The sequence below is a fragment of the Spiroplasma endosymbiont of Sarcophaga carnaria genome, from assembly GCF_964019595.1.
Taxonomy (GTDB): Bacteria; Bacillota_I; Bacilli_A; order Mycoplasmatales; family Mycoplasmataceae; genus Spiroplasma; species Spiroplasma poulsonii.
Genome location: NZ_OZ026456.1, coordinates 298,810 through 319,725 on the forward strand (window position 1 = coordinate 298,810; position 20,916 = coordinate 319,725).

Genomic DNA, 20,916 nt, shown 5'->3' on the forward strand with positions numbered 1-20,916 from the left:
TTATTTTGAGAATCTATGATAATCGTTATTCGAATCAATTAATTCTGCTAAAACATAACCAATTTGTTCAATAATATCGGTTGGTAACAATGGTTTTTTATATTGCGAAATTTCATCACCAGCAAAACCATGCAAATAAGTTCCAATAATGGCAGCTTCAAATAACTCATAACCTTGTCCAATTAAACTAGCAATTAAACCAGTTAAAGTATCGCCCATCCCAGCTACTGCCATATAAGGGTTCCCCGTCCCGTTAATATAAACAATATTACCATCTGTAATAATTGATTGATAACCTTTTAGTACAACAATGATCTTGTATTTATTAGCAAATTCTTTTGCAATATTTACCCGGTCTTGTAAAATTTCTTCAACACTTTTAGCAATCAATCGTGATAATTCTAAGACATGAGGGGTTAAAACACCACGGCCACGTAATTTACGCAATAATGGCGGGTCTAAAACATTAATGCCATCAGCGTCAACAACAATTGGCCCCTTATAATTATCTAAAATATAATTTAAAGTATTATATGTTCGCTCTGTTTTTCCTTTTCCCATTCCATAAGCAACAATGTTAACTTTATTTGTTAGTAAATCTAAAATACGATTACGATCATAAGAATCACAAAAGGTCACTTCTGGGGTGGTATGATTGGTTTTTCCTAATATTTCGGGCGAAACCGCTCAAATTACTAAACCAATTCCAGCATTTAAAGCCATATTAGCTACTAATGTTCCAGCATTTACATACTCTAAACTTGAAGCAAAAATAATTAAATTACCATAATCCCGCTTATGTGAAATTAATGGTCGTGATTGTAACTTAATACTATTATTATAAAATAGATTATTATTAACTAATTGTGAACAAATATCATTGACAGCCTTTGGATGAAAACCTAACTGTCAAAACACAACTTCTCATAAGTAAGGAATAATATCATAAATAATAAATGCTGTTTTATAAGTAAAAAAAGTAACTGTTTTATTAGCTTTTATTAAAATTGTTGGAATTATTGCTTTATCATTATCAATTCCACTAGGAATATCACACGATAAAACATATTTTTGGACTTGATTAATTTTCTTAATAATTTCAGCAATTGCTGCTGGCATTTTACCTTGATATCCAATCCCAAAAATACAATCAACAATAAATTCAGCTCATAAAAGTAGTTTATCAAGATCATCACTTAAAAAACTAATTGTTACATTAGCTAAAGATTTTAATTGGCGATAGTAATGTGCCACTTCTGGTGTCTTTGCCGCATCAAAGTCTGCCTTAGAAGTACAAATATAAACATGCACTTTTTTAGTGGCATCATAATCACTAATTAATTTTGCCAAAGCAAGCCCATCGCCCCCATTATTTCCAACATTACTAAAAATTAAAAAATTATTAACCGTTAAATTAACATGATTAAATAATCCCTCTGCTGCTTTGGCCATTAATTTAATGGCGGGAATTTCTAATTGGTTAAAAATAAAATCATCAATTTTTTTACTATCGGCTTGGTTAGTAATATAAAGCATAGTTTTTCATCTCCTCACTTAATTATAGTCAATTAAAGCAGAAAAACCAGTTTTAAATTCCTGGTTTTTTTAAAATTTCAACTTTTTCCTTATAATTTGGCATATATCGTTCAACATAATATCAAAACGATTTTGAATGATTATGATGCACTAAATGCGATAATTCATGAACAATAGCATATTCTAATACCGTTGGGTCAAAATGAATTAGTTTTGTGTTTAAAACAATTTTTTCAGTTTGCGGATAACAGACACCTCATTTTCGTGTCATTGCTTTCACCGATAAATTTTTATAAGTTAAACCCATTGTTGCTGCTCATTTATCCAATAATTGTTCAAATTTATAACTAAATTTTTGTTTCAAAAATTGGTGTAACTTTTTAACATTTTCCTCATAACTACCAGCATCTTTCATTACAAATAATTGACGATTAATAATTTTGGTATGAACATTTTCGGCAGTTAATTGTAACGGATATTTTTCATTAAAAACAAAGACATAACCAGTTCCATCGGGATTAATCATAATTTTACGGTAATTATCATGAACATCAATTACAGTAATAATTTTTTTAATATTTTTATAAATTAAAGCTTCAATTTCCCAATCATACGCATGACTTGGAGCTGAAACTTTAATTTTGCCATTATTGACATTTAAAACAATATTTTTTTGTTCTTTAATAATTAAATCATATTTAATTAAATTGCCCTGATATGGTAGCACTTTTTGAAATGCCATAATGTTCCTCCCTTACTAAAATAGTTTTTGATTAATGATGATCATCATGTTCTTCAGTATTATCATTATTATCGTTAACATAATCATCAAAGTTATCAGTTGGATTAACATAAGATTTTGGTTTTGCTTTTTCTGATTGTTTAGTAATATCTTCGCGATATTTTTTTCCGGCGGTTCAAATTTTATCAATATCACCCAAGAAAACTTTTCCATCATACGAATTATCAACACGAGCATTCGGATTTACCCGTTGTTTCCCACTAATTATTGGTACTGAACCAATTCGTTCTTCTAACTCTCGCGTATCTAATGGCATATGTTGTTTGGATTTTGGAATGATAATCGAACCTGGGCCAGTTCCTTTTTGTTGCGGTGCTGATGAAGTTGTTTCACTAAAAACAGGAGCAGAATAATCATGGTGTTTAATGATATCGCCTTTTTTAACAAAATTACCTTCTTGTTCAATCATAAAACCAGTTGGTGATTCGTCAACTACCCCAACTCCTTCTTCAATTGTGCGTAAGTACTGACCTTTAGCGCCAACACGAATTGGTGCTTTTTCATCAGGAGTTTTACTATTATCTTTTCAACGACTATTATCATATTCTGCTGTTGGTTCAGCTAAATGCGCTTCACCTTGTTCATTTAACATTGCATTACGCGCCATTTTCTCTTTTAATAACGCCATTTTTGTTTTTAAATCAGTTGCTGCCGGATTTTTATTCGTTGCCCTAGGAGATGCATCTTCACGAGCAGAACGTTCCGCTTGGTTAACCATTTCTTTTTGTGGTGTTAATCCTTTTGCTCCAATTTTACCAGTTGTTAAATTAATTGCTGATAAACGATTTTGTTGATCTTTTGTCAATGGTTTTGCTTGGCGTGCTTTTCGATAATAAGTTGTTGTTAAGATTCCACCAAGAAGAGTAAAAACTGGCCCAATAAACAATAAAGCAAAACTAGGATTAATTTTTAGTCCTAATTTAAAAACACTTAATCTTGTTTTTCCATCTGGTGTTTGAACACCAAATACTACCGCAAGAATCAGAAAGAAACACGTAAGAAGACCAATAATTAAAGCAAAAACAACGCCAAACCCTTTATAACCACCATTTTTTGTTAAATAATTTGGAATTAAATACATTAACACTAAAAAACTAGAAATTCCTATTAAAATTCCACCCACCAAGGTTGGGTTAGCAAGGACTTTGATATACATTGTTTGATCTGAAAATTGCAATACAAACCGCACAATATCTTCAAGCAACATTCGTGCTGCTTCATAAAGTAAATGACTAGTACTCATTTTAGCTTTAAAAATAATTAATAACCCAAAAAAAAGCGCGCTAAAAAGCCCTCCAATTGTTAGAAAAATTAATGACTCTCCACGTAATTTCTTCATTCTTTTCACCTATCTTTTAAACTTAACACAACCATACATATATTATTTATCTTCTAAATATACACAGTAATTATACCTTATTTCTTTTAAAACTAGTAATATTAATTATATTTTAATATTTTAAAATGTAAAAAAATTTGCGTAATAACTAATAAATAATAAAAACTAAATCTAAATTAGAACGCAATTCATCCTATTTGATAGTTAATATTACTTAACATTACACTATATAAAAACACTAAAAATGTGCTTAAAATAAGCACATTTTTTAAATTAGTTTTTTGAATTTATTTTAATAAATGCGGTTTGATTATCACTAGCTAATTTTATCTCATAATAATCAGCTAACTTTTCTTTAAAAAATGATAGTGTTTTAGTGTTATTAAAACCATAATTTCTTGGATCAAAATCAGATTTTCTTCGAATTAATAATGAAATAACTTGGGAGAATTCGGCAAAACCATCATCAGTTGAAATTTCATTAATAATGTTATTTACCAGGGTAGTTAGGCTTTTAATATCACCTCCTATTTTTTTAGATTCTTTATTATTATTTTTTATTTTATCAATGTTAATAAATTTATTATATAAATTTTTAAATTCTTCAGAGATATCTTCTTTATTTCCTGCTCCAATAACTTGAATATTTTGTTCTCTTAATGTCATTGTTAAAGGAGCAAAATCTGAATCATTTTTCGCTAAACATATTGCATTAATATAATGTTTATTAAAAACTAAATCCATTGCCTCGATTGTCATTCTAATATCGGTCGCATTTTTTCCGGTAGAATATGGCAATTGCATAATTGGCATTAATCCTAACTTCTTAAGTTTTTCTGAAAGTTTTTTATCTTCAAAATTAGAATAAAAAACTTTTTTCATTATTATATCTCCAAACATTTCTAGTTCTTTTAATAAAATTTTTAAATCTTCTTAATTATTAAAATTATCATAATCAATAAGTAAGGCGGTTTTATATTTAACTTCTTCCATCAATTATCACCTTCAAATTTATAGTATCATAATATTTTAAAAATCACTTGTCTTCTTTAATTTTGTCGAAAACTCTTGATGAAATAAAAAAAATCATCAATATGACAATTTGAAAACTAATTTTGTGTAAGATTATGATTTTGCTTTAAATTTTTTAAACGTTAAAATATAATACCGTTGATTGTTGGTTTGGTGTTAAACCTTTGTGTTGGTATTTTCATTTTCAGAGCTTTAAATAATTTTGAATATTAGTGAAACCCAAACCATGATAATGAATTAAGGCTTCTTTAAGACTGGATTGTAATTTACTAATCTTATTTAACTTTTGATAACTAGTATCAGGGTTTGTACTAGTTTTGGTGGAATATAGAGTAGAATTTGTTTGTTTTGCTACTAATAAATATAGTGGTTGCATATCAGAAATAATTATTGATTTTTCTTTAATTAGTTGCTTATTCATATTTTCAATAATCCATTGTTTTTGTAATCTTTTGGTATTGGTGGATTGAACAAAAATATTATTATTGCTATCAACTGCCATTTGAATACAGCATTTGGTATCAGTTGAAAATGGATCGAGATGAGTTTTTCGTTTATCAAATTTATCTTTAAAATTGCCTTTATGAATTTCTTTAATAAATGTTTCATCCATTTGGATTTGACCATTTAATTTTTTAAATTTTAACTGTGTATTTTCTAATTGTTTTGATTGCATTAATTTTTGTCGATTATATCAAGCGGTTTTTGGGGTTGTTTTAATAAAACGAGAAATTATTTTACTAGATTGTCCTAACAATGAAATTTGAATTAATAAATTTCACTGTTCATAATTTAAATGACTTCAATAAGTAAAATGATGACGAAATGCATCAAAACTAGCACGACATTTTTTACATAAATATTTTTGTTTTCCTTCGGAATTATGACCATTTTTAACACAATGAAAAGATTTGCAATTAGGACATATAATGCCTTTATCTCTAAATTTTTGATCAATTTCATTTAAACGTTTTTGTTTTTTAATTAAGTCTGCTTGTTGTTTTATTTTTTCATAAAATTCTAAAAATTGATCATCTGTTAAGCTATTTATTAATTCTGTAATTATTTTTTTCATCATTTATTTACCTCCATATATTAAAAATATACCTAATTTTAGGTATATTTTATAAATATCAAGAGTTTTCGACAAAATTAAAGCTTGTCTTTATTAAAGATTTATATTTATAAAGTTGCAAAAAATAACAACAAAACAAGTTAATAATCCTAAAGAAAAAATGAGTCTAAATTAGACCCATTTTTAAATTAAAGCCACAATTGTTGATTAAATTTAAGGTTATTTTTTTACATTGGTGAACCATATGGTTTAAACGCAATATTTCACTTATCAACTGGTCAAGGGGTATAATAAATGTTATTGGTTGTTGAATTAACCCCAAATTGGAACCCTAAATTATAATGGTCTTGATGAAATAAATAAATTCCCCGTTCTGGTAAATTTGGTATATCACGACGCATTACAATGTCTTTGTTACTAAATGTTGATACTCAAAACTTATCAAGATCTGGTAATGTTTGATTTTTAGGATCTTCTTTAAATTTTTTTAATAAAACACTTCATATTTTTTATAAGTATATGTTTGTGGATCATCAAACATCATTTCATGCAACTTTGGTTCTAACTGAATTCTTCCTTCAGTATAACGCTTGATATCTCACGTAATTTGATAATACTTGTAAAAAGCCGCAATAATCCGCCCAAAGTTTTTAATTTTATTAATCATTCCGTCACGAGTAATTCCAATATTAATATAAAAAGGTTTTCCATCATTTAAGACAACCCCAGCTAAAGGAATCCCAGCAACTAACACTTTTGCTAAGTTAACCTTAAATTGCCCTAACTGTAATTTTGGACCAGTTGTACTTGTTAAAATGTTTAATTTTTCCCCATAATATGTTAAAAAATTTTCTGGTGTTAATTTATCTGGGGCATAACCAGTATTAACCCAAGTATATTTTTCATCTTCTGGTAATGATGGTGTCACCCCATTTGTATCAGGATTAATAATTGAATTTAATAACGCTAAAATTTCTTCATCAGGAGCATAAGTAATACTATCTCGAATATCACCAAGTCCAGAATCTGCTTGTAACGCCGTACTTAATTCATTTTGAACAATTGTATCTAGCATACTATGATCATAAGCATAATTTAAACTTTAATTTTGTCGAAAACTCTTGATATTTATAAAATATACCTAAAATTAGGTATATTTTTAATATATAGAGGTAAATAAATGATGAAAAAAATAATTACAGAATTAATAAATAGCTTAACAGATGATCAATTTTTAGAATTTTATGAAAAAATAAAACAACAAGCAGACTTAATTAAAAAACAAAAACGTTTAAATGAAATTGATCAAAAATTTAGAGATAAAGGCATTATATGTCCTAATTGCAAATCTTTTCATTGTGTTAAAAATGGTCATAATTCCGAAGGAAAACAAAAATATTTATGTAAAAAATGTCGTGCTAGTTTTGATGCATTTCGTCATCATTTTACTTATTGAAGTCATTTAAATTATGAACAGTGAAATTTATTAATTCAAATTTCATTGTTAGGACAATCTAGTAAAATAATTTCTCGTTTTATTAAAACAACCCCAAAAACCGCTTGATATAATCGACAAAAATTAATGCAATCAAAACAATTAGAAAATACACAGTTAAAATTTAAAAAATTAAATGGTCAAATCCAAATGGATGAAACATTTATTAAAGAAATTCATAAAGGCAATTTTAAAGATAAATTTGATAAACGAAAAACTCATCTAGATCCATTTTCAACTGATACCAAATGCTGTATTCAAATGGCAGTTGATAGCAATAATAATATTTTTGTTCAATCCACCAATACCAAAAGATTACAAAAACAATGGATTATTGAAAATATGAATAAGCAACTAATTAAAGAAAAATCAATAATTATTTCTGATATGCAACCACTATATTTATTAGTAGCAAAACAAACAAATTCTACTCTATATTCCACCAAAACTAGTACAAACCCTGATACTAGTTATCAAAAGTTAAATAAGATTAGTAAATTACAATCCAGTCTTAAAGAAGCCTTAATTCATTATCATGGTTTGGGTTTCACTAATATTCAAAATTATTTAAAGCTCTGAAAATGAAAATACCAACACAAAGGTTTAACACCAAACCAACAATCAACGGTATTATATTTTAACGTTTAAAAAATTTAAAGCAAAATCATAATCTTACACAAAATTAGTTTTCAAATTGTCATATTGATGATTTTTTTTATTTCATCAAGAGTTTTCGACAAAATTAAAGAATTTAAATCAAAATTATCATAAATGTTTTGATAAGCTGGATTTTGATCGACAATAATATCACCCCCATTTGTATTAAAAAATTTAACAATTGCTTTTGAAACTGCCCCAGTTACAGCTGTTAGAATTTTTTTCATCCGCACACCATCATTGGTAATTGCATATTGAAAGGTAAAAGGCATACCAGTTTCTAAGGATTTAAATTTAACCTTTATTTGCAATTTAAAATCCAAGCGAACTCCTTTTAAACCATTCGTGTCAACATTTGTTAATGTTCCTAATTTATTAATATCAATATAGTTTAAAGTAAATTTCATATCGCTCTGATCAGTTGCCATTGGGACACTATCTGGATAATAGTTTGAATAGTCATCAGCAATTTTACGATTAAGATTATCAAAAACAGCTAAAAAACCATTCACTAACGCCGATAAAGCTGGTTCCACTTGTTGATCATTACGATCTGATTTTTGAGATGGTTTTGCAGCACTTACCATTGAAAATAAGTTTTCAAATTCCGGGATTGAATAATCATTAATATCGATTAGTGTTTTTTCAGTCGCATATTGCTGAAAACTATCAGCAATATGTTTTGTAATTGTATTTAAAATTTTTAAATCCCCTTGATAATCAAGGCCGCCCCCATCAGCTTGTTCGGGATTACTTTTTATTGTACAGCTAATAATAGTATTAACTGCTGTTGTTGTTAAAGTACAGCTAAAACTATGGTAAAAAATTGATCTGATTTTTATAATAAAAATATTGATTTACTTGAGAAATATGAAGAAAAAAGTTGGATATATACTACAAATATTAATGATTATAATAACGGTGATGTTTTATCTTCTAATACACAAGAATCTTTAAATTTATATAAATTTCTTAAAAAAAACATTAAAACTGTTGGTATAAGTCGTTTTACAATATGCCTAATAAAAATTCGATTATTAGAAAAAGAAATATTTATTAAAAATAAAACAATAAAAAATAATAAAATAGACTATTTGGTAAAGTATATAATGCCATGATTAATATCATCGTTAGGAATTATCGCAGCTATTTTCATAGGAATTTATGCTTAAGATTTAAATAATTTAAATCTGAAATAACTCAAACAACATTCAGCTGCATTAATCATATCCAATTTATTTATGCCAGGTTTTTCATCACGAATATTAGTTTTTTCATTGTTAATACAATTAAACAATTCTTGATATAAATACCCATTTTTTTCACTAAAATTTCCTTATCATTAAATGTTTTATAAACATCTAAATTATTACTAAAATAAATTTTTCCTTCGGATAATAATCTTTTTCATTTATAGTGTCGGTCTTGTACACTTCATCCCTTTGCACCAGTAACTAAAATAGTAGAAAATCTTGTAATATCTAAATCCATATTTTTTCAATCATTATTTTCAAGTAGTGTTTTTCTAACAAAATGACCAACTGTACGAGCATTATGTCCAATCAGATAGTTAAATTCTTCTTTTAAATTATGATAAATTTGTGATCAACTATTAATTTTATTAACCATACTATCAACTTTTTCAGTCATATCCTTAAATTCTGTACTTGATATTGATTGTTCTTCAAGAATATAAATTCCTTCAACAAATTCTTCTTTATCAAATTCAAATCCTATTAAAATTTGGGTAGCATCATCTTGCCCCTTAATGCTGTCAGCATAATAAGCGCCAATTTTAATTTTAGTAAATCAATATTTATTCATGTCTTTTCAATAGAATTCTTTTGGATTAAAAAATTTAGCACCAGTTATTAAATCTTTTCGGTAACTATATCGTTCAGCATTAAACTGTCTTTCTCCTCCCCGAAATAATGAATCATATACTTCTGGTTTATTTTCATTTAATCAATTTCCTAAATCAAATACTCTTTGACTAAGATTTTTATTATTTACTTTAGTAGTACCTCTGATAACTGTTAAACCAATATTGTTCATAAAAGTTGGATCATTAAAATATGATATATCATTGTTGTCTAATTCTTTTTGGACTTCATCTGTTAATGGAAAAATCGATTGAACAAATGTTCCATAAATAATATGATCAGCATTATGATTATTAAAACCAAAAATAATAACCTGTTCTTTTCGCAATTCCATTGTTACATTATCATCTGAATAACATAATTGTGGAACTACTTCTCTTGTAGTTGTAATATTTTTCCCACGTGAGATTTGAATTATCATATTGAATAATCGATACATTTATTCGTTGTTCTTTTGCAATTTGTTCTACTGTTTTTTTCATTTTCTTTATTTTCCTTTTCTATCTACTTTTTTTAAATTTAAAATGTGGAATATCTAATGCTCATTGGACGGCATATCGATGTATTTTTTTAATTTCTTTTAATTGTTTTATTTTTTATCATAGTTTTTTCATATTTTTTCTAGCTTTCTATTTTGTATTAACTAAGATTTTTATGTTACTTCCCCATATATTAATTGTTTTTCAAATCATTCATTAGCACAACTTTTACAATGAAATCATACTCTTAATGTTTGTCTAGATAATGTAATGAATGTATAACTAAAAGCTTTTGTATATGGAATCTCTTTGCCACATTCACAAATTACACGTTCAATTTTTTTGGCCATTTTGAACCTCTTTTAAGTTTTCTAAAACCCGTTTTTAAAGTATGTTTCTTTTTTTCTTTTTTTAATTGTAATCTATAGTTTCTTGTTTTCATTTTGGATCTCTTTTAATTCTTCATAGACCATTTTTAATGTTTCATGTGCCATTTTGTTAGGTCATTTTTTGAAATCATCACCACAGATTTGTTTTACTTGTTCTATTTGTTTAACAATACTATTAATTTTTTCCATACCGTATTTCTCCTTTAAACATAAAAAAACCGCTTTTATGCGGTATTCTGCTAAATTCTTAAATGTGTATGGTACCTTATAGCACAATTTATGAATAAAATAAAGTTTTAGACACCAGTTATTTTTAAAAAATAGTTTTTGCATCACAAAAATAAATGAATTAGTAAATAAAAAAATGTTTTTAATACTAAATTGTATTAAAAACAAGTGTTTTTAAAAAGTTATTTAATGCTTGCTTGCAACTGGTAAAAGAACATCAATTTTTTTGTCATTAATTGTTTTATTTCGTGCCCCAACTACTATGGTAATTTTTTTAGCTGTTGTTAAATCAATAAAATATGGTTGTCTATGATTAAAATAATCTTGAAAACCAATAATAAAATCATCTTCTGTTAATGAATCATCAATTAGTTTAACTGCTTCTAAAACTTTTGGTTTTAAGGCGATAACTAGCTCAGATTATTTTACCATATCTGGTTTAACAGCCTTAACTGTCCTTGGTGGATTAATCGAATCAATAAATAAAATACTTTTACCAACTTTTCATTTTAGTTTTTGGTTCTCATCTTTTAATTCTTTATTCTCACCTTGTAATTTTTAGTTTTCACCCTGTAATTTTTCATTCTCATCTTGAATGTCTAAAACTTTATTTGAATTTCCGCCCCCACAAGCCATTAAACTTATTGTGCTTGTTGTCGTTACACTAACTGCACCTAATAAGCTTAGTAATTTTTTCCTTTAATTTTGTCGAAAACTCTTGATATTTATAAAATATACCTAAAATTAGGTATATTTTTAATATATAGAGGTAAATAAATGATGAAAAAAATAATTACAGAATTAATAAATAGCTTAACAGATGATCAATTTTTAGAATTTTATGAAAAAATAAAACAACAAGCAGACTTAATTAAAAAACAAAAACGTTTAAATGAAATTGATCAAAAATTTAGAGATAAAGGCATTATATGTCCTAATTGCAAATCTTTTCATTGTGTTAAAAATGGTCATAATTCCGAAGGAAAACAAAAATATTTATGTAAAAAATGTCGTGCTAGTTTTGATGCATTTCGTCATCATTTTACTTATTGAAGTCATTTAAATTATGAACAGTGAAATTTATTAATTCAAATTTCATTGTTAGGACAATCTAGTAAAATAATTTCTCGTTTTATTAAAACAACCCCAAAAACCGCTTGATATAATCGACAAAAATTAATGCAATCAAAACAATTAGAAAATACACAGTTAAAATTTAAAAAATTAAATGGTCAAATCCAAATGGATGAAACATTTATTAAAGAAATTCATAAAGGCAATTTTAAAGATAAATTTGATAAACGAAAAACTCATCTCGATCCATTTTCAACTGATACCAAATGCTGTATTCAAATGGCAGTTGATAGCAATAATAATATTTTTGTTCAATCCACCAATACCAAAAGATTACAAAAACAATGGATTATTGAAAATATGAATAAGCAACTAATTAAAGAAAAATCAATAATTATTTCTGATATGCAACCACTATATTTATTAGTAGCAAAACAAACAAATTCTACTCTATATTCCACCAAAACTAGTACAAACCCTGATACTAGTTATCAAAAGTTAAATAAGATTAGTAAATTACAATCCAGTCTTAAAGAAGCCTTAATTCATTATCATGGTTTGGGTTTCACTAATATTCAAAATTATTTAAAGCTCTGAAAATGAAAATACCAACACAAAGGTTTAACACCAAACCAACAATCAACGGTATTATATTTTAACGTTTAAAAAATTTAAAGCAAAATCATAATCTTACACAAAATTAGTTTTCAAATTGTCATATTGATGATTTTTTTTATTTCATCAAGAGTTTTCGACAAAATTAAAGAAGATTTTCTTTAATTTTGTCGAAAACTCTTGATATTTATAAAATATACCTAAAATTAGGTATATTTTTAATATATAGAGGTAAATAAATGATGAAAAAAATAATTACAGAATTAATAAATAGCTTAACAGATGATCAATTTTTAGAATTTTATGAAAAAATAAAACAACAAGCAGACTTAATTAAAAAACAAAAACGTTTAAATGAAATTGATCAAAAATTTAGAGATAAAGGCATTATATGTCCTAATTGCAAATCTTTTCATTGTGTTAAAAATGGTCATAATTCCGAAGGAAAACAAAAATATTTATGTAAAAAATGTCGTGCTAGTTTTGATGCATTTCGTCATCATTTTACTTATTGAAGTCATTTAAATTATGAACAGTGAAATTTATTAATTCAAATTTCATTGTTAGGACAATCTAGTAAAATAATTTCTCGTTTTATTAAAACAACCCCAAAAACCGCTTGATATAATCGACAAAAATTAATGCAATCAAAACAATTAGAAAATACACAGTTAAAATTTAAAAAATTAAATGGTCAAATCCAAATGGATGAAACATTTATTAAAGAAATTCATAAAGGCAATTTTAAAGATAAATTTGATAAACGAAAAACTCATCTCGATCCATTTTCAACTGATACCAAATGCTGTATTCAAATGGCAGTTGATAGCAATAATAATATTTTTGTTCAATCCACCAATACCAAAAGATTACAAAAACAATGGATTATTGAAAATATGAATAAGCAACTAATTAAAGAAAAATCAATAATTATTTCTGATATGCAACCACTATATTTATTAGTAGCAAAACAAACAAATTCTACTCTATATTCCACCAAAACTAGTACAAACCCTGATACTAGTTATCAAAAGTTAAATAAGATTAGTAAATTACAATCCAGTCTTAAAGAAGCCTTAATTCATTATCATGGTTTGGGTTTCACTAATATTCAAAATTATTTAAAGCTCTGAAAATGAAAATACCAACACAAAGGTTTAACACCAAACCAACAATCAACGGTATTATATTTTAACGTTTAAAAAATTTAAAGCAAAATCATAATCTTACACAAAATTAGTTTTCAAATTGTCATATTGATGATTTTTTTTATTTCATCAAGAGTTTTCGACAAAATTAAAGCAATACTTTTTATATATTATAACTAAACTTAATATATTTGATTACTAATTTAGTCATTAAAACGCGTAATAAGCATTATTTTTAAGAATAAAATTATTACATAATTCATAATTTTGCTTGCATATATATATATATATATATATACTGAAGGTAAATCTTGATAAAGAATTTCAATAAATAGTTTCAAGATAAGAAAAGGAGAAAAAACACGTAATGAAAAAATTACTTAGTTTATTAAGCGTATTAGCAATTAGTGGAAGTGCAGTACCAACAACAATTGCTGCCAGCCCTTATCAAAAAAAACAAAGTATAAGAGTAAAAAGACAAACACAAAGTCCTATTTTTAAAACTAATGGAGCTGACATTCCAACAGAACAACAAATCAAAGATAAATTAATTAATAAATATCCACACATAGCGGCTGAACAAATTAAAGTCAAAAATATTACTAGTAATTCTGTAAATATTACTATAGATGGATTTTCTGGAGAAACAACACTTACTTTTATAGTTGATAAATCTATACCTTTAAACAATGTTATTGCAAACCCTAATTTAGGAGAAATAGATTTTTCAAAATTAGGTAATGGTTATGAAGAACAAATTAAGTTTAGATTATTAGAATTAAACCCACAATTAGACACAACAAAAATTAATGTTACAAGTATTACAACAAGTAATGCTAAAGTTAATTCAAATGATATAAATATTTATAATGGTGAATTAAATATTAAATATAGTAGACCAGTAAAATCAATTATTAAAAAAATTGAATTGGGTTCAATTATAACTAATGGTTTAAATTTACCAACAGAACAACAAATTAAAGATAAATTAAAAGAAAAAAATCCAAATTTAGCAGATATTATAAATGATTTTGAAGTTAAAAATATAACTCCTACATATGCAAAAATAAGTTATAAACAAAAAGATATTTTAAGTGGTGAAGTAGTTGTTAATTTTACATCTAATATTAATTTAAATAAAATTATTACAAATAATAATTTAGGTGAATTTAAAACTGAAAATTTATCTAATCCAACAAAAGAACAAATTAAAAATAAACTAAGAGAAATGTATACCGACTTAAATATTAGAAAAATCAACGTTGAGAATATTACTAACAGTAGTGCAAAAATCACTTCCGCTGATAAAAATGTTTATACTAATAATGTAAATGTTAACTATACTGTTTCAATAGATTCACTTAATTGATAATAAAAGAGGAAATAATCAAATGAAAAAAATATTAAGTCTTATAGGAACAATCACTTTAATAGGAACAAGTACAACAAGTTTAGTTGCTTGTAATAAAGCACAAGAATATACAAAAGAAGAATTAGAACATTTAAAAAAAGAAAACCAAATAAATACAACAAATGAAACTATTAAAAATAATTTAGAATGAATAACACCCCAAGAAAAACCATTTAATACAGTTGATAATAAATGATATTATGTAGTTTGAAGAACAAACCCAAAAAATAAGTGAGAAACTAGTAAGTTTAAAAATGATACTTTTTTTTCTGATAAGCAAACAAAAGAAATAGACTTAAAAAGTAACTATGAATTATTTTTATATAAAGCTCCATATTTTCCTGTAGATTTAGTAATTGGTAAAATTAATAATATCGTTTCTATCGTCCAATGACGAGAATATATAAAAAATAAAACCTATTTTAAATCGGTTTATCGTTGAAATTTAGATACTGAGAAACTAGATTTAATTATTGATAATGATGGTAATGTAAAAGTTGGTGGTGAATAAAAAAAGAGATGTAAAATCTCTTTTTCTTTTATCTTGGTTTAAATGTAATTTTAACAGGGTTATCACTTTTATTTCTAATACCTAAAACATTTGGGTTAGAAACATCTATTGTAATATCTTTATCATTACCGAAATTAATTTTAGTATTTGGTTTTCCTATTAATTTAGCAATCAATACTTTTGAAAATCTAATTTTTAATTTTACATCATTAGTATAATATGCTTGTAATTTTATTTCTTTAATTTTATCATTATCATTATTATATAGTTTTGTTATTTGTAATAAAAAGTAAATTTTTCAAAGCCCTAAAGGAGGTTTATTTCTAGGTTCATAAGTGTTTTCATAATATTTTTCTGGTAATCCATTAGTTTTAAAAGTATCAAGCGTTTTAATATCATTAGTTATTTCTTTCGTATTTATTGTAAAAATATTTGGAAAATTAACTTTATCAACTTGTGAATAACCACTTTCTAATAAATTTAAATCTTCTAACAAACATATTGTTTTATTACAATTTGCATACCCGGTTAATAAATTAACATTTCTATTTGGAATAAAATTTTCTATATCTGGTTGTCAACATTCTACTTGTATATTATTAAGATTACTTATTTCGATAGTTTTATAAGCATCTTGGAATTTACTGATACTTTGAATAGTTGGGTCAATTTGTTTTAAATCAATTTCCATTTCATAATAACCATTATGTTTTGTTTTATCATCAAATAAATTAACACCACCAAATGGTGCTGGTGCAAGTTGGCATTGTGCTGGTGCTGTAATTTTAGTTTTTAATGGTTGTACTGCAATAGAGGGCATAATATCTTTTGTATATTCTGGGTAATTATATGGTACTGGTGGAAGAACATATTGTGGGTAATTAAATGTTGGTATTTCATAATCATGTGGGAGTAAGAAACTAGTTTTATAATTAGTTGTCATATCGCGTAAATAATTATTTAATGTACTTTTTGTTTTACCACGAAAACTCCATACTGATAAGCGTAAATAATCTTCTTCATTATTTGTATATGGGTTATCAGCATAAAAGATAATTTCAAAATTACCTTTATATAATGCTTGGATTGAAAAAATATCAATAATATAACTACAATTTGTTCCATCTGGTGTTTGTAAGAATTCACAATAATTATCTTTTTCACTATCACTAACTGGTGTTTGAGCATCTACTGCTCTTACTAATTCATTAATTAAATAAACTCTATTTGTTTTTTCATTTAATTGTTTTAAATTATATGTTGAATAAACTAATTCTTCTGTTGGTTTACCATCCTTAGTTAAAATAGTACCTTGTATTTTATCTGTTAATAAAGTTGTAAAACCTAAGCTAGTAGCATTTGCTCCAAAAATAGCACCAACTTTATCATTTCCTTGTTCTCTAAATATTTCAAATGGTAAATAACCTTTACCTTTTGATTTTTCAGACCAAAAAGCATCATTATAGAAACTATAAATATTTGCACTCATAAAGCCATTAAGTCATTGAAAATTAGGTCAAGTTTTTTCATCTTGGTTAATTACTCATCCTCAGGGAATACCAAATGAAATAAAGTTTAAGAACTTACCAACTCCACCTGGTATCGTAAAAGGATTAAAAACTAACTTTTGCGTATAGTTTAAAGGTAATACTGTAATTTGGCGATTAATAAAATTATTCATATTTAAAATATCTCAAACATTACATTTACCCATTTTATTATATTCAATTTGAACTTGTCCGACAGTATTACCAAATTCATCTTTTCTTCTAAAATATGATGATGCTTGGGTACTAATTATATTATTAACATTTTCATTATTTACTTTTATTTTGTTTGGTGGAGTAATCATTCAATTTTTAGACCAATAAAATTTAGAGTCATTATCTTCTTTATGAATAGTTGTCCCAACCGTAGGATTAGTTGCTGTTGAACTAGCTTTATCAGTTATTACAATACCCTCACTATTTTTTTGATTTCAAAAGTCGTATCTACTTTCCATATCTTTTTTTCAATCTTCATAACCCGTTATCATTGTTGGTTGAATACCTTGAATGTTATATCAACTTACTTCTGGAGCAGCATAAGTATTTACTTTGTCAGGTGGGGCAGGATACATGTTATACATTAATAAATCACGGGAATTCATAACTTTTTGATTAAATTGACCTTTAATAATTGGCCGACCAATAACTGGCATATCAAAAAAGATAGGATTACCATAAAATTTAACTGCCGTTGCTCTAACACCTGGGTCTTTTAATAAAATATCATCTAATTCAATAATTCCTTTATTTAATTTTCCATCATAAGTTATTTTAGGAAAACAATAACCTTCACCGGGTGCTGATGTTTGAATAAATTGTCGCACTGATAAACCACTATTACTAATTTTGTCATTAATACTTGAAAAGGTAATTTCTTGTCATAAAAAACTACCATCATAAGGTGAATAATAATTAATAACATTTGATGGATATAATCATTGTCTATCTTGTGGTGCAGAATTAATATCACCACCACCAATATTTAAACCACGATCATTAAATACAGTATAAAAATTATAATAATCATTAATATTTAATTTATTTACATCTTCATCTAAAATTAATAAAGTATATTGTCTTTCAGTTGATTGTTGAGTAAATACTTGTTCAAATTTTGCTTCACCAAATTGAATTGAACTTCTATCATCAATCATATAAGCATCTCAATATTTACCAACTTTAACTTCTTTTGTATAAAAATTATCGGCTTTATTATCATTATTAATAAAATAACTTAATTTATATTGATTTGAGTATTCTAACATTCTATTAATATCATAAATATTTTCACCATCAATTAATTTTCAATAAATATTATTATTTTCATCTTTTAATTTTATAGCAAAAGGTGTTTCATTATTTACTCATATAGTTGAGTTAATTGGTTGTTTATTAAAATCATCAATCGTTAAAATATTAATTTCTTCACCTTTATATTTTTGGACTATTTTTAAACTATCTTGTCATTGAGCTATAGTACTTTCCATATTATCAAATATTCTTGAATAACTACCATAATCACTGGGTTTGGCATTATTAGGTTTTCATCCTGTTTCAGTATCAGGGATATATGAACTATAAACATTAAAAGGAAAGACCATTCAATGACGATTGTCTTTTATGTTTTCTCTGATATCTATTAAAGTATCATGGGCTTGTCTTCTTAATTCTTCGATAACTGCTGGGTTAATTCTACTCATTTTTTAATTCTCCTTAATTTCTGTTCTACCTTGTAAGGCATTTTGATTATTACCAGTTTCATCATATTCTAGTAATTTATTATTATGTTTTATTTCTTTGGCTTGCATTTTGTCTTGTCATGCTTCTACTTTTTCAAAATATTTGGTTGCTTCTAATTCATCAATATTATCATATTCAGTAATTGCTCTTATTGGTTCCATTGTGCCATTATCTAATCTAGCAGTAATTAGTTCATTTTGTCGCATTTGGTCAACTAAACTAGCACTAACAAAATCAAAACCATATTCTCGTTCACCAACACCATCTCATAAACCATAATATTTTAAAACAGTATCAAACATTTTAGTATAGTATTGCTTACGATATGCTTGTAAATATGCTTGTTTTTCTAAGTCTTTTGTTTTAGTTAATAATGACTGTGTTTTATTTTGGTCATTATCTGATTTATCACCAAAAGGACTAGAAAAATGACATGCTAAGTATACTTGTTCAATAATTGCTTTTTGGTCTTCAGTATATGTTTCTAATGTTGGTGTACCTTGTACTACTTGTAAAGATTGGGATAATTGACCATCTACTGCTGATTGACCTGATTGAATAAAAATATCATCAAAAGCATCTTGTAATACTTTTTTATTACCTTTGTTATAAGCAGTCATTAAATCATCATCTAATATTCCATATCAATGAGTACGATTTGCTCATCTTTCTTTTGATTTAATATTAAAACTATCTTCTAAATCAAATTGTAATTTATAACAATTTGCCATTGTAGGTCATAGGTTTAATGTAGTTGATGTAGATAAAAATAAGGGGTTAGGTTCATTAATCATTTCTCAAAAAGGAACTATGCCTAATTTATTTTTAAATTCTTGTACTAAAACAGGTTTAACATCATCTTTAATTTGTGTTTTACTTTGTCCAACAACTACTTCATTATTTTTAGGTCAACCTTTTATAACTATTTTATCTTTGGTACAAATTAAATTTAAAATAAAACCACTATCTGATTGATGATAATTTAATCAAATATCAGCACCTTGTTCAATTTCGTTTATTTTACTTACACGAGATTTAAAGTTAAAAGGATTAATTCATAAATCAATATTTCCATCACTAGTTTCTAATAAACCAAAAATAGTTTTGCCCATTAAACTTGCTGTTAATTCATTTTTATCTAATTTTTCTTTTATTTTATAAGTTTCATATCATCAATTTAATTTTTCTAAAATGTCTTTACGATGAGACTTAAATAAAATATCTTTACCATTTACTAATCGCATTTGATGACGAGCAATAATATTGGCTAAATTAATAGTTCAATCATAATTATAAAATTTTAAAACACTATTAATATCATTTAAGTTTGGTAAACTATGGAAAGTATTATTCATTGTTATTTTGCTCCTTTAATTTTAAAATAAGTGCATAATTAATAATATTTACTGTTAATAAATTTGGTTCATTTGCTAAAACTTGTACACATACTTTAACTTTTTGATATTTATTAATATATTCGTTATATAAATTTAAATTACATATTGCGATATTATCTTTATTTAATTCTTGACAAAGTCTTTTTTTAACTTGTCCACAAACAGACATATATGGTCTTTTTGCATTTATTACACGTTCATCATGTATTACATAAATATCTTTTTTCATTAAGTTATTCACTCCCTTTGTTGTCATAATTTATAATCTTCTGAACTATTATGTTTAACCATCGGTACTAATTCAAAGTGTAAAGCATAAAAATCACTATCAAATGTGTCATCATATAAATCTAACATTCGTTCTTCTCTTGCATCGGGCTTATCTTCTCATTGAATTAATTCATATTGGGTTTTACTTACAGGACATTTTTCTCATAATCATTTTAATTGATTAGTATTTATTAACATTGTAAATGCTTCTACACGATGTTTTATTTTAAACTTCTGCTTTTGTGCTGGTTTAAAATTCATGTATTGACCAAAAGTATAATTATATTT

22 protein-coding genes are annotated in these 20,916 nt (G+C 25.8%); 6 read left to right on the forward strand and 16 right to left on the reverse strand.

What is annotated here, in order from left to right:
- From AACK91_RS01895 to AACK91_RS01925, 7 genes are all read right to left on the reverse strand, one after another.
- Entirely contained in the window at positions 1 to 1,536 is a 1,536-nt protein-coding gene (locus tag AACK91_RS01895) for an NAD(P)H-hydrate dehydratase (RefSeq protein ID WP_338963670.1), read from the reverse strand.
- Between the two features lie 52 nt (positions 1,537 to 1,588).
- On the reverse strand, positions 1,589 to 2,278 hold the full coding sequence (locus AACK91_RS01900) for a SprT family zinc-dependent metalloprotease (protein WP_338963671.1): 690 nt from the start codon (positions 2,276 to 2,278) through the stop codon (positions 1,589 to 1,591).
- Between the two features lie 31 nt (positions 2,279 to 2,309).
- Positions 2,310 to 3,677 (reverse strand): MFS transporter, encoded by a 1,368-nt coding sequence (locus tag AACK91_RS01905; protein ID WP_338963672.1) that lies wholly within the window; start codon positions 3,675 to 3,677, stop codon positions 2,310 to 2,312.
- A 273-nt stretch (positions 3,678 to 3,950) separates the two neighbouring features.
- Positions 3,951 to 4,604, reverse strand: coding sequence for an NYN domain-containing protein (locus AACK91_RS01910; protein ID WP_338966559.1), 654 nt, complete (start codon positions 4,602 to 4,604; stop codon positions 3,951 to 3,953).
- A 220-nt stretch (positions 4,605 to 4,824) separates the two neighbouring features.
- Positions 4,825 to 5,787, reverse strand: a complete 963-nt coding sequence (locus AACK91_RS01915; RefSeq protein WP_338963247.1) for an IS1/IS1595 family N-terminal zinc-binding domain-containing protein — start codon at positions 5,785 to 5,787, stop codon at positions 4,825 to 4,827.
- A 224-nt stretch (positions 5,788 to 6,011) separates the two neighbouring features.
- Positions 6,012 to 6,185 (reverse strand): hypothetical protein, encoded by a 174-nt coding sequence (locus tag AACK91_RS01920; protein ID WP_338963673.1) that lies wholly within the window; start codon positions 6,183 to 6,185, stop codon positions 6,012 to 6,014.
- 86 nt (positions 6,186 to 6,271) lie between these two features.
- Complete coding sequence (locus tag AACK91_RS01925) at positions 6,272 to 6,859, reverse strand: hypothetical protein (RefSeq protein WP_338963674.1); 588 nt, start codon at positions 6,857 to 6,859, stop codon at positions 6,272 to 6,274.
- A gap of 105 nt (positions 6,860 to 6,964) precedes the next feature.
- Between AACK91_RS01925 and AACK91_RS01930 the strand changes: the two genes are divergently transcribed.
- Positions 6,965 to 7,927: an IS1/IS1595 family N-terminal zinc-binding domain-containing protein gene (locus AACK91_RS01930; RefSeq protein ID WP_338963247.1), complete on the forward strand. Its 963-nt coding sequence runs from the start codon at positions 6,965 to 6,967 to the stop codon at positions 7,925 to 7,927.
- A 5-nt stretch (positions 7,928 to 7,932) separates the two neighbouring features.
- On the opposite strand, the gene AACK91_RS01935 is transcribed toward AACK91_RS01930, so the two are convergent.
- A complete protein-coding gene (locus tag AACK91_RS01935) occupies positions 7,933 to 8,523 on the reverse strand; it encodes a hypothetical protein (RefSeq protein ID WP_338963675.1) in 591 nt (196 codons plus the stop codon).
- A gap of 228 nt (positions 8,524 to 8,751) precedes the next feature.
- Here AACK91_RS01935 and AACK91_RS01940 point away from each other — a divergent pair, with 228 nt between their 5' ends.
- Entirely contained in the window at positions 8,752 to 9,108 is a 357-nt protein-coding gene (locus AACK91_RS01940) for a hypothetical protein (RefSeq protein WP_338963676.1), read from the forward strand.
- Between the two features lie 67 nt (positions 9,109 to 9,175).
- Here the strand turns inward: AACK91_RS01940 and AACK91_RS01945 are convergent, their stop codons facing one another.
- The 4 genes from AACK91_RS01945 to AACK91_RS11560 form a co-directional block, all read right to left on the reverse strand.
- Positions 9,176 to 10,258, reverse strand: coding sequence for a hypothetical protein (locus AACK91_RS01945; protein ID WP_338963677.1), 1,083 nt, complete (start codon positions 10,256 to 10,258; stop codon positions 9,176 to 9,178).
- 213 nt (positions 10,259 to 10,471) lie between these two features.
- On the reverse strand, positions 10,472 to 10,648 hold the full coding sequence (locus AACK91_RS01950) for a hypothetical protein (RefSeq protein WP_198049638.1): 177 nt from the start codon (positions 10,646 to 10,648) through the stop codon (positions 10,472 to 10,474).
- 72 nt (positions 10,649 to 10,720) lie between these two features.
- Positions 10,721 to 10,876, reverse strand: coding sequence for a hypothetical protein (locus AACK91_RS01955; RefSeq protein ID WP_157944224.1), 156 nt, complete (start codon positions 10,874 to 10,876; stop codon positions 10,721 to 10,723).
- A 597-nt stretch (positions 10,877 to 11,473) separates the two neighbouring features.
- On the reverse strand, positions 11,474 to 11,605 hold the full coding sequence (locus AACK91_RS11560) for a hypothetical protein (RefSeq protein WP_422397319.1): 132 nt from the start codon (positions 11,603 to 11,605) through the stop codon (positions 11,474 to 11,476).
- Between the two features lie 87 nt (positions 11,606 to 11,692).
- Between AACK91_RS11560 and AACK91_RS01960 the strand changes: the two genes are divergently transcribed.
- From AACK91_RS01960 to AACK91_RS01975, 4 genes are all read left to right on the forward strand, one after another.
- On the forward strand, positions 11,693 to 12,655 hold the full coding sequence (locus tag AACK91_RS01960; protein WP_338963247.1) for an IS1/IS1595 family N-terminal zinc-binding domain-containing protein: 963 nt from the start codon (positions 11,693 to 11,695) through the stop codon (positions 12,653 to 12,655).
- Between the two features lie 188 nt (positions 12,656 to 12,843).
- A complete protein-coding gene (locus AACK91_RS01965) occupies positions 12,844 to 13,806 on the forward strand; it encodes an IS1/IS1595 family N-terminal zinc-binding domain-containing protein (protein ID WP_338963247.1) in 963 nt (320 codons plus the stop codon).
- Positions 13,807 to 14,119: 313 nt separating this feature from the next.
- Positions 14,120 to 15,124 (forward strand): hypothetical protein, encoded by a 1,005-nt coding sequence (locus AACK91_RS01970; RefSeq protein WP_338963678.1) that lies wholly within the window; start codon positions 14,120 to 14,122, stop codon positions 15,122 to 15,124.
- Positions 15,125 to 15,143: 19 nt separating this feature from the next.
- Positions 15,144 to 15,674: a lipoprotein gene (locus AACK91_RS01975; protein ID WP_338963679.1), complete on the forward strand. Its 531-nt coding sequence runs from the start codon at positions 15,144 to 15,146 to the stop codon at positions 15,672 to 15,674.
- Between the two features lie 28 nt (positions 15,675 to 15,702).
- On the opposite strand, the gene AACK91_RS01980 is transcribed toward AACK91_RS01975, so the two are convergent.
- The 4 genes from AACK91_RS01980 to AACK91_RS01995 are packed head-to-tail and all read right to left on the reverse strand — an operon-like array spanning position 15,703 to position 20,889.
- Positions 15,703 to 18,921, reverse strand: coding sequence for a hypothetical protein (locus AACK91_RS01980; RefSeq protein ID WP_338963680.1), 3,219 nt, complete (start codon positions 18,919 to 18,921; stop codon positions 15,703 to 15,705).
- Between the two features lie 3 nt (positions 18,922 to 18,924).
- Positions 18,925 to 20,316: a hypothetical protein gene (locus AACK91_RS01985; RefSeq protein ID WP_338963681.1), complete on the reverse strand. Its 1,392-nt coding sequence runs from the start codon at positions 20,314 to 20,316 to the stop codon at positions 18,925 to 18,927.
- The gene (locus AACK91_RS01990) at positions 20,309 to 20,587 is read right to left on the reverse strand and encodes a hypothetical protein (RefSeq protein WP_338963607.1); all 279 of its coding nucleotides are present in this window, start codon (positions 20,585 to 20,587) and stop codon (positions 20,309 to 20,311) included. Before AACK91_RS01990 ends, AACK91_RS01985 begins: the two co-directional genes overlap by 8 nt.
- Entirely contained in the window at positions 20,587 to 20,889 is a 303-nt protein-coding gene (locus tag AACK91_RS01995; RefSeq protein WP_338963682.1) for a hypothetical protein, read from the reverse strand. Before AACK91_RS01995 ends, AACK91_RS01990 begins: the two co-directional genes overlap by 1 nt.
- Positions 20,890 to 20,916: the final 27 nt, after the last annotated feature.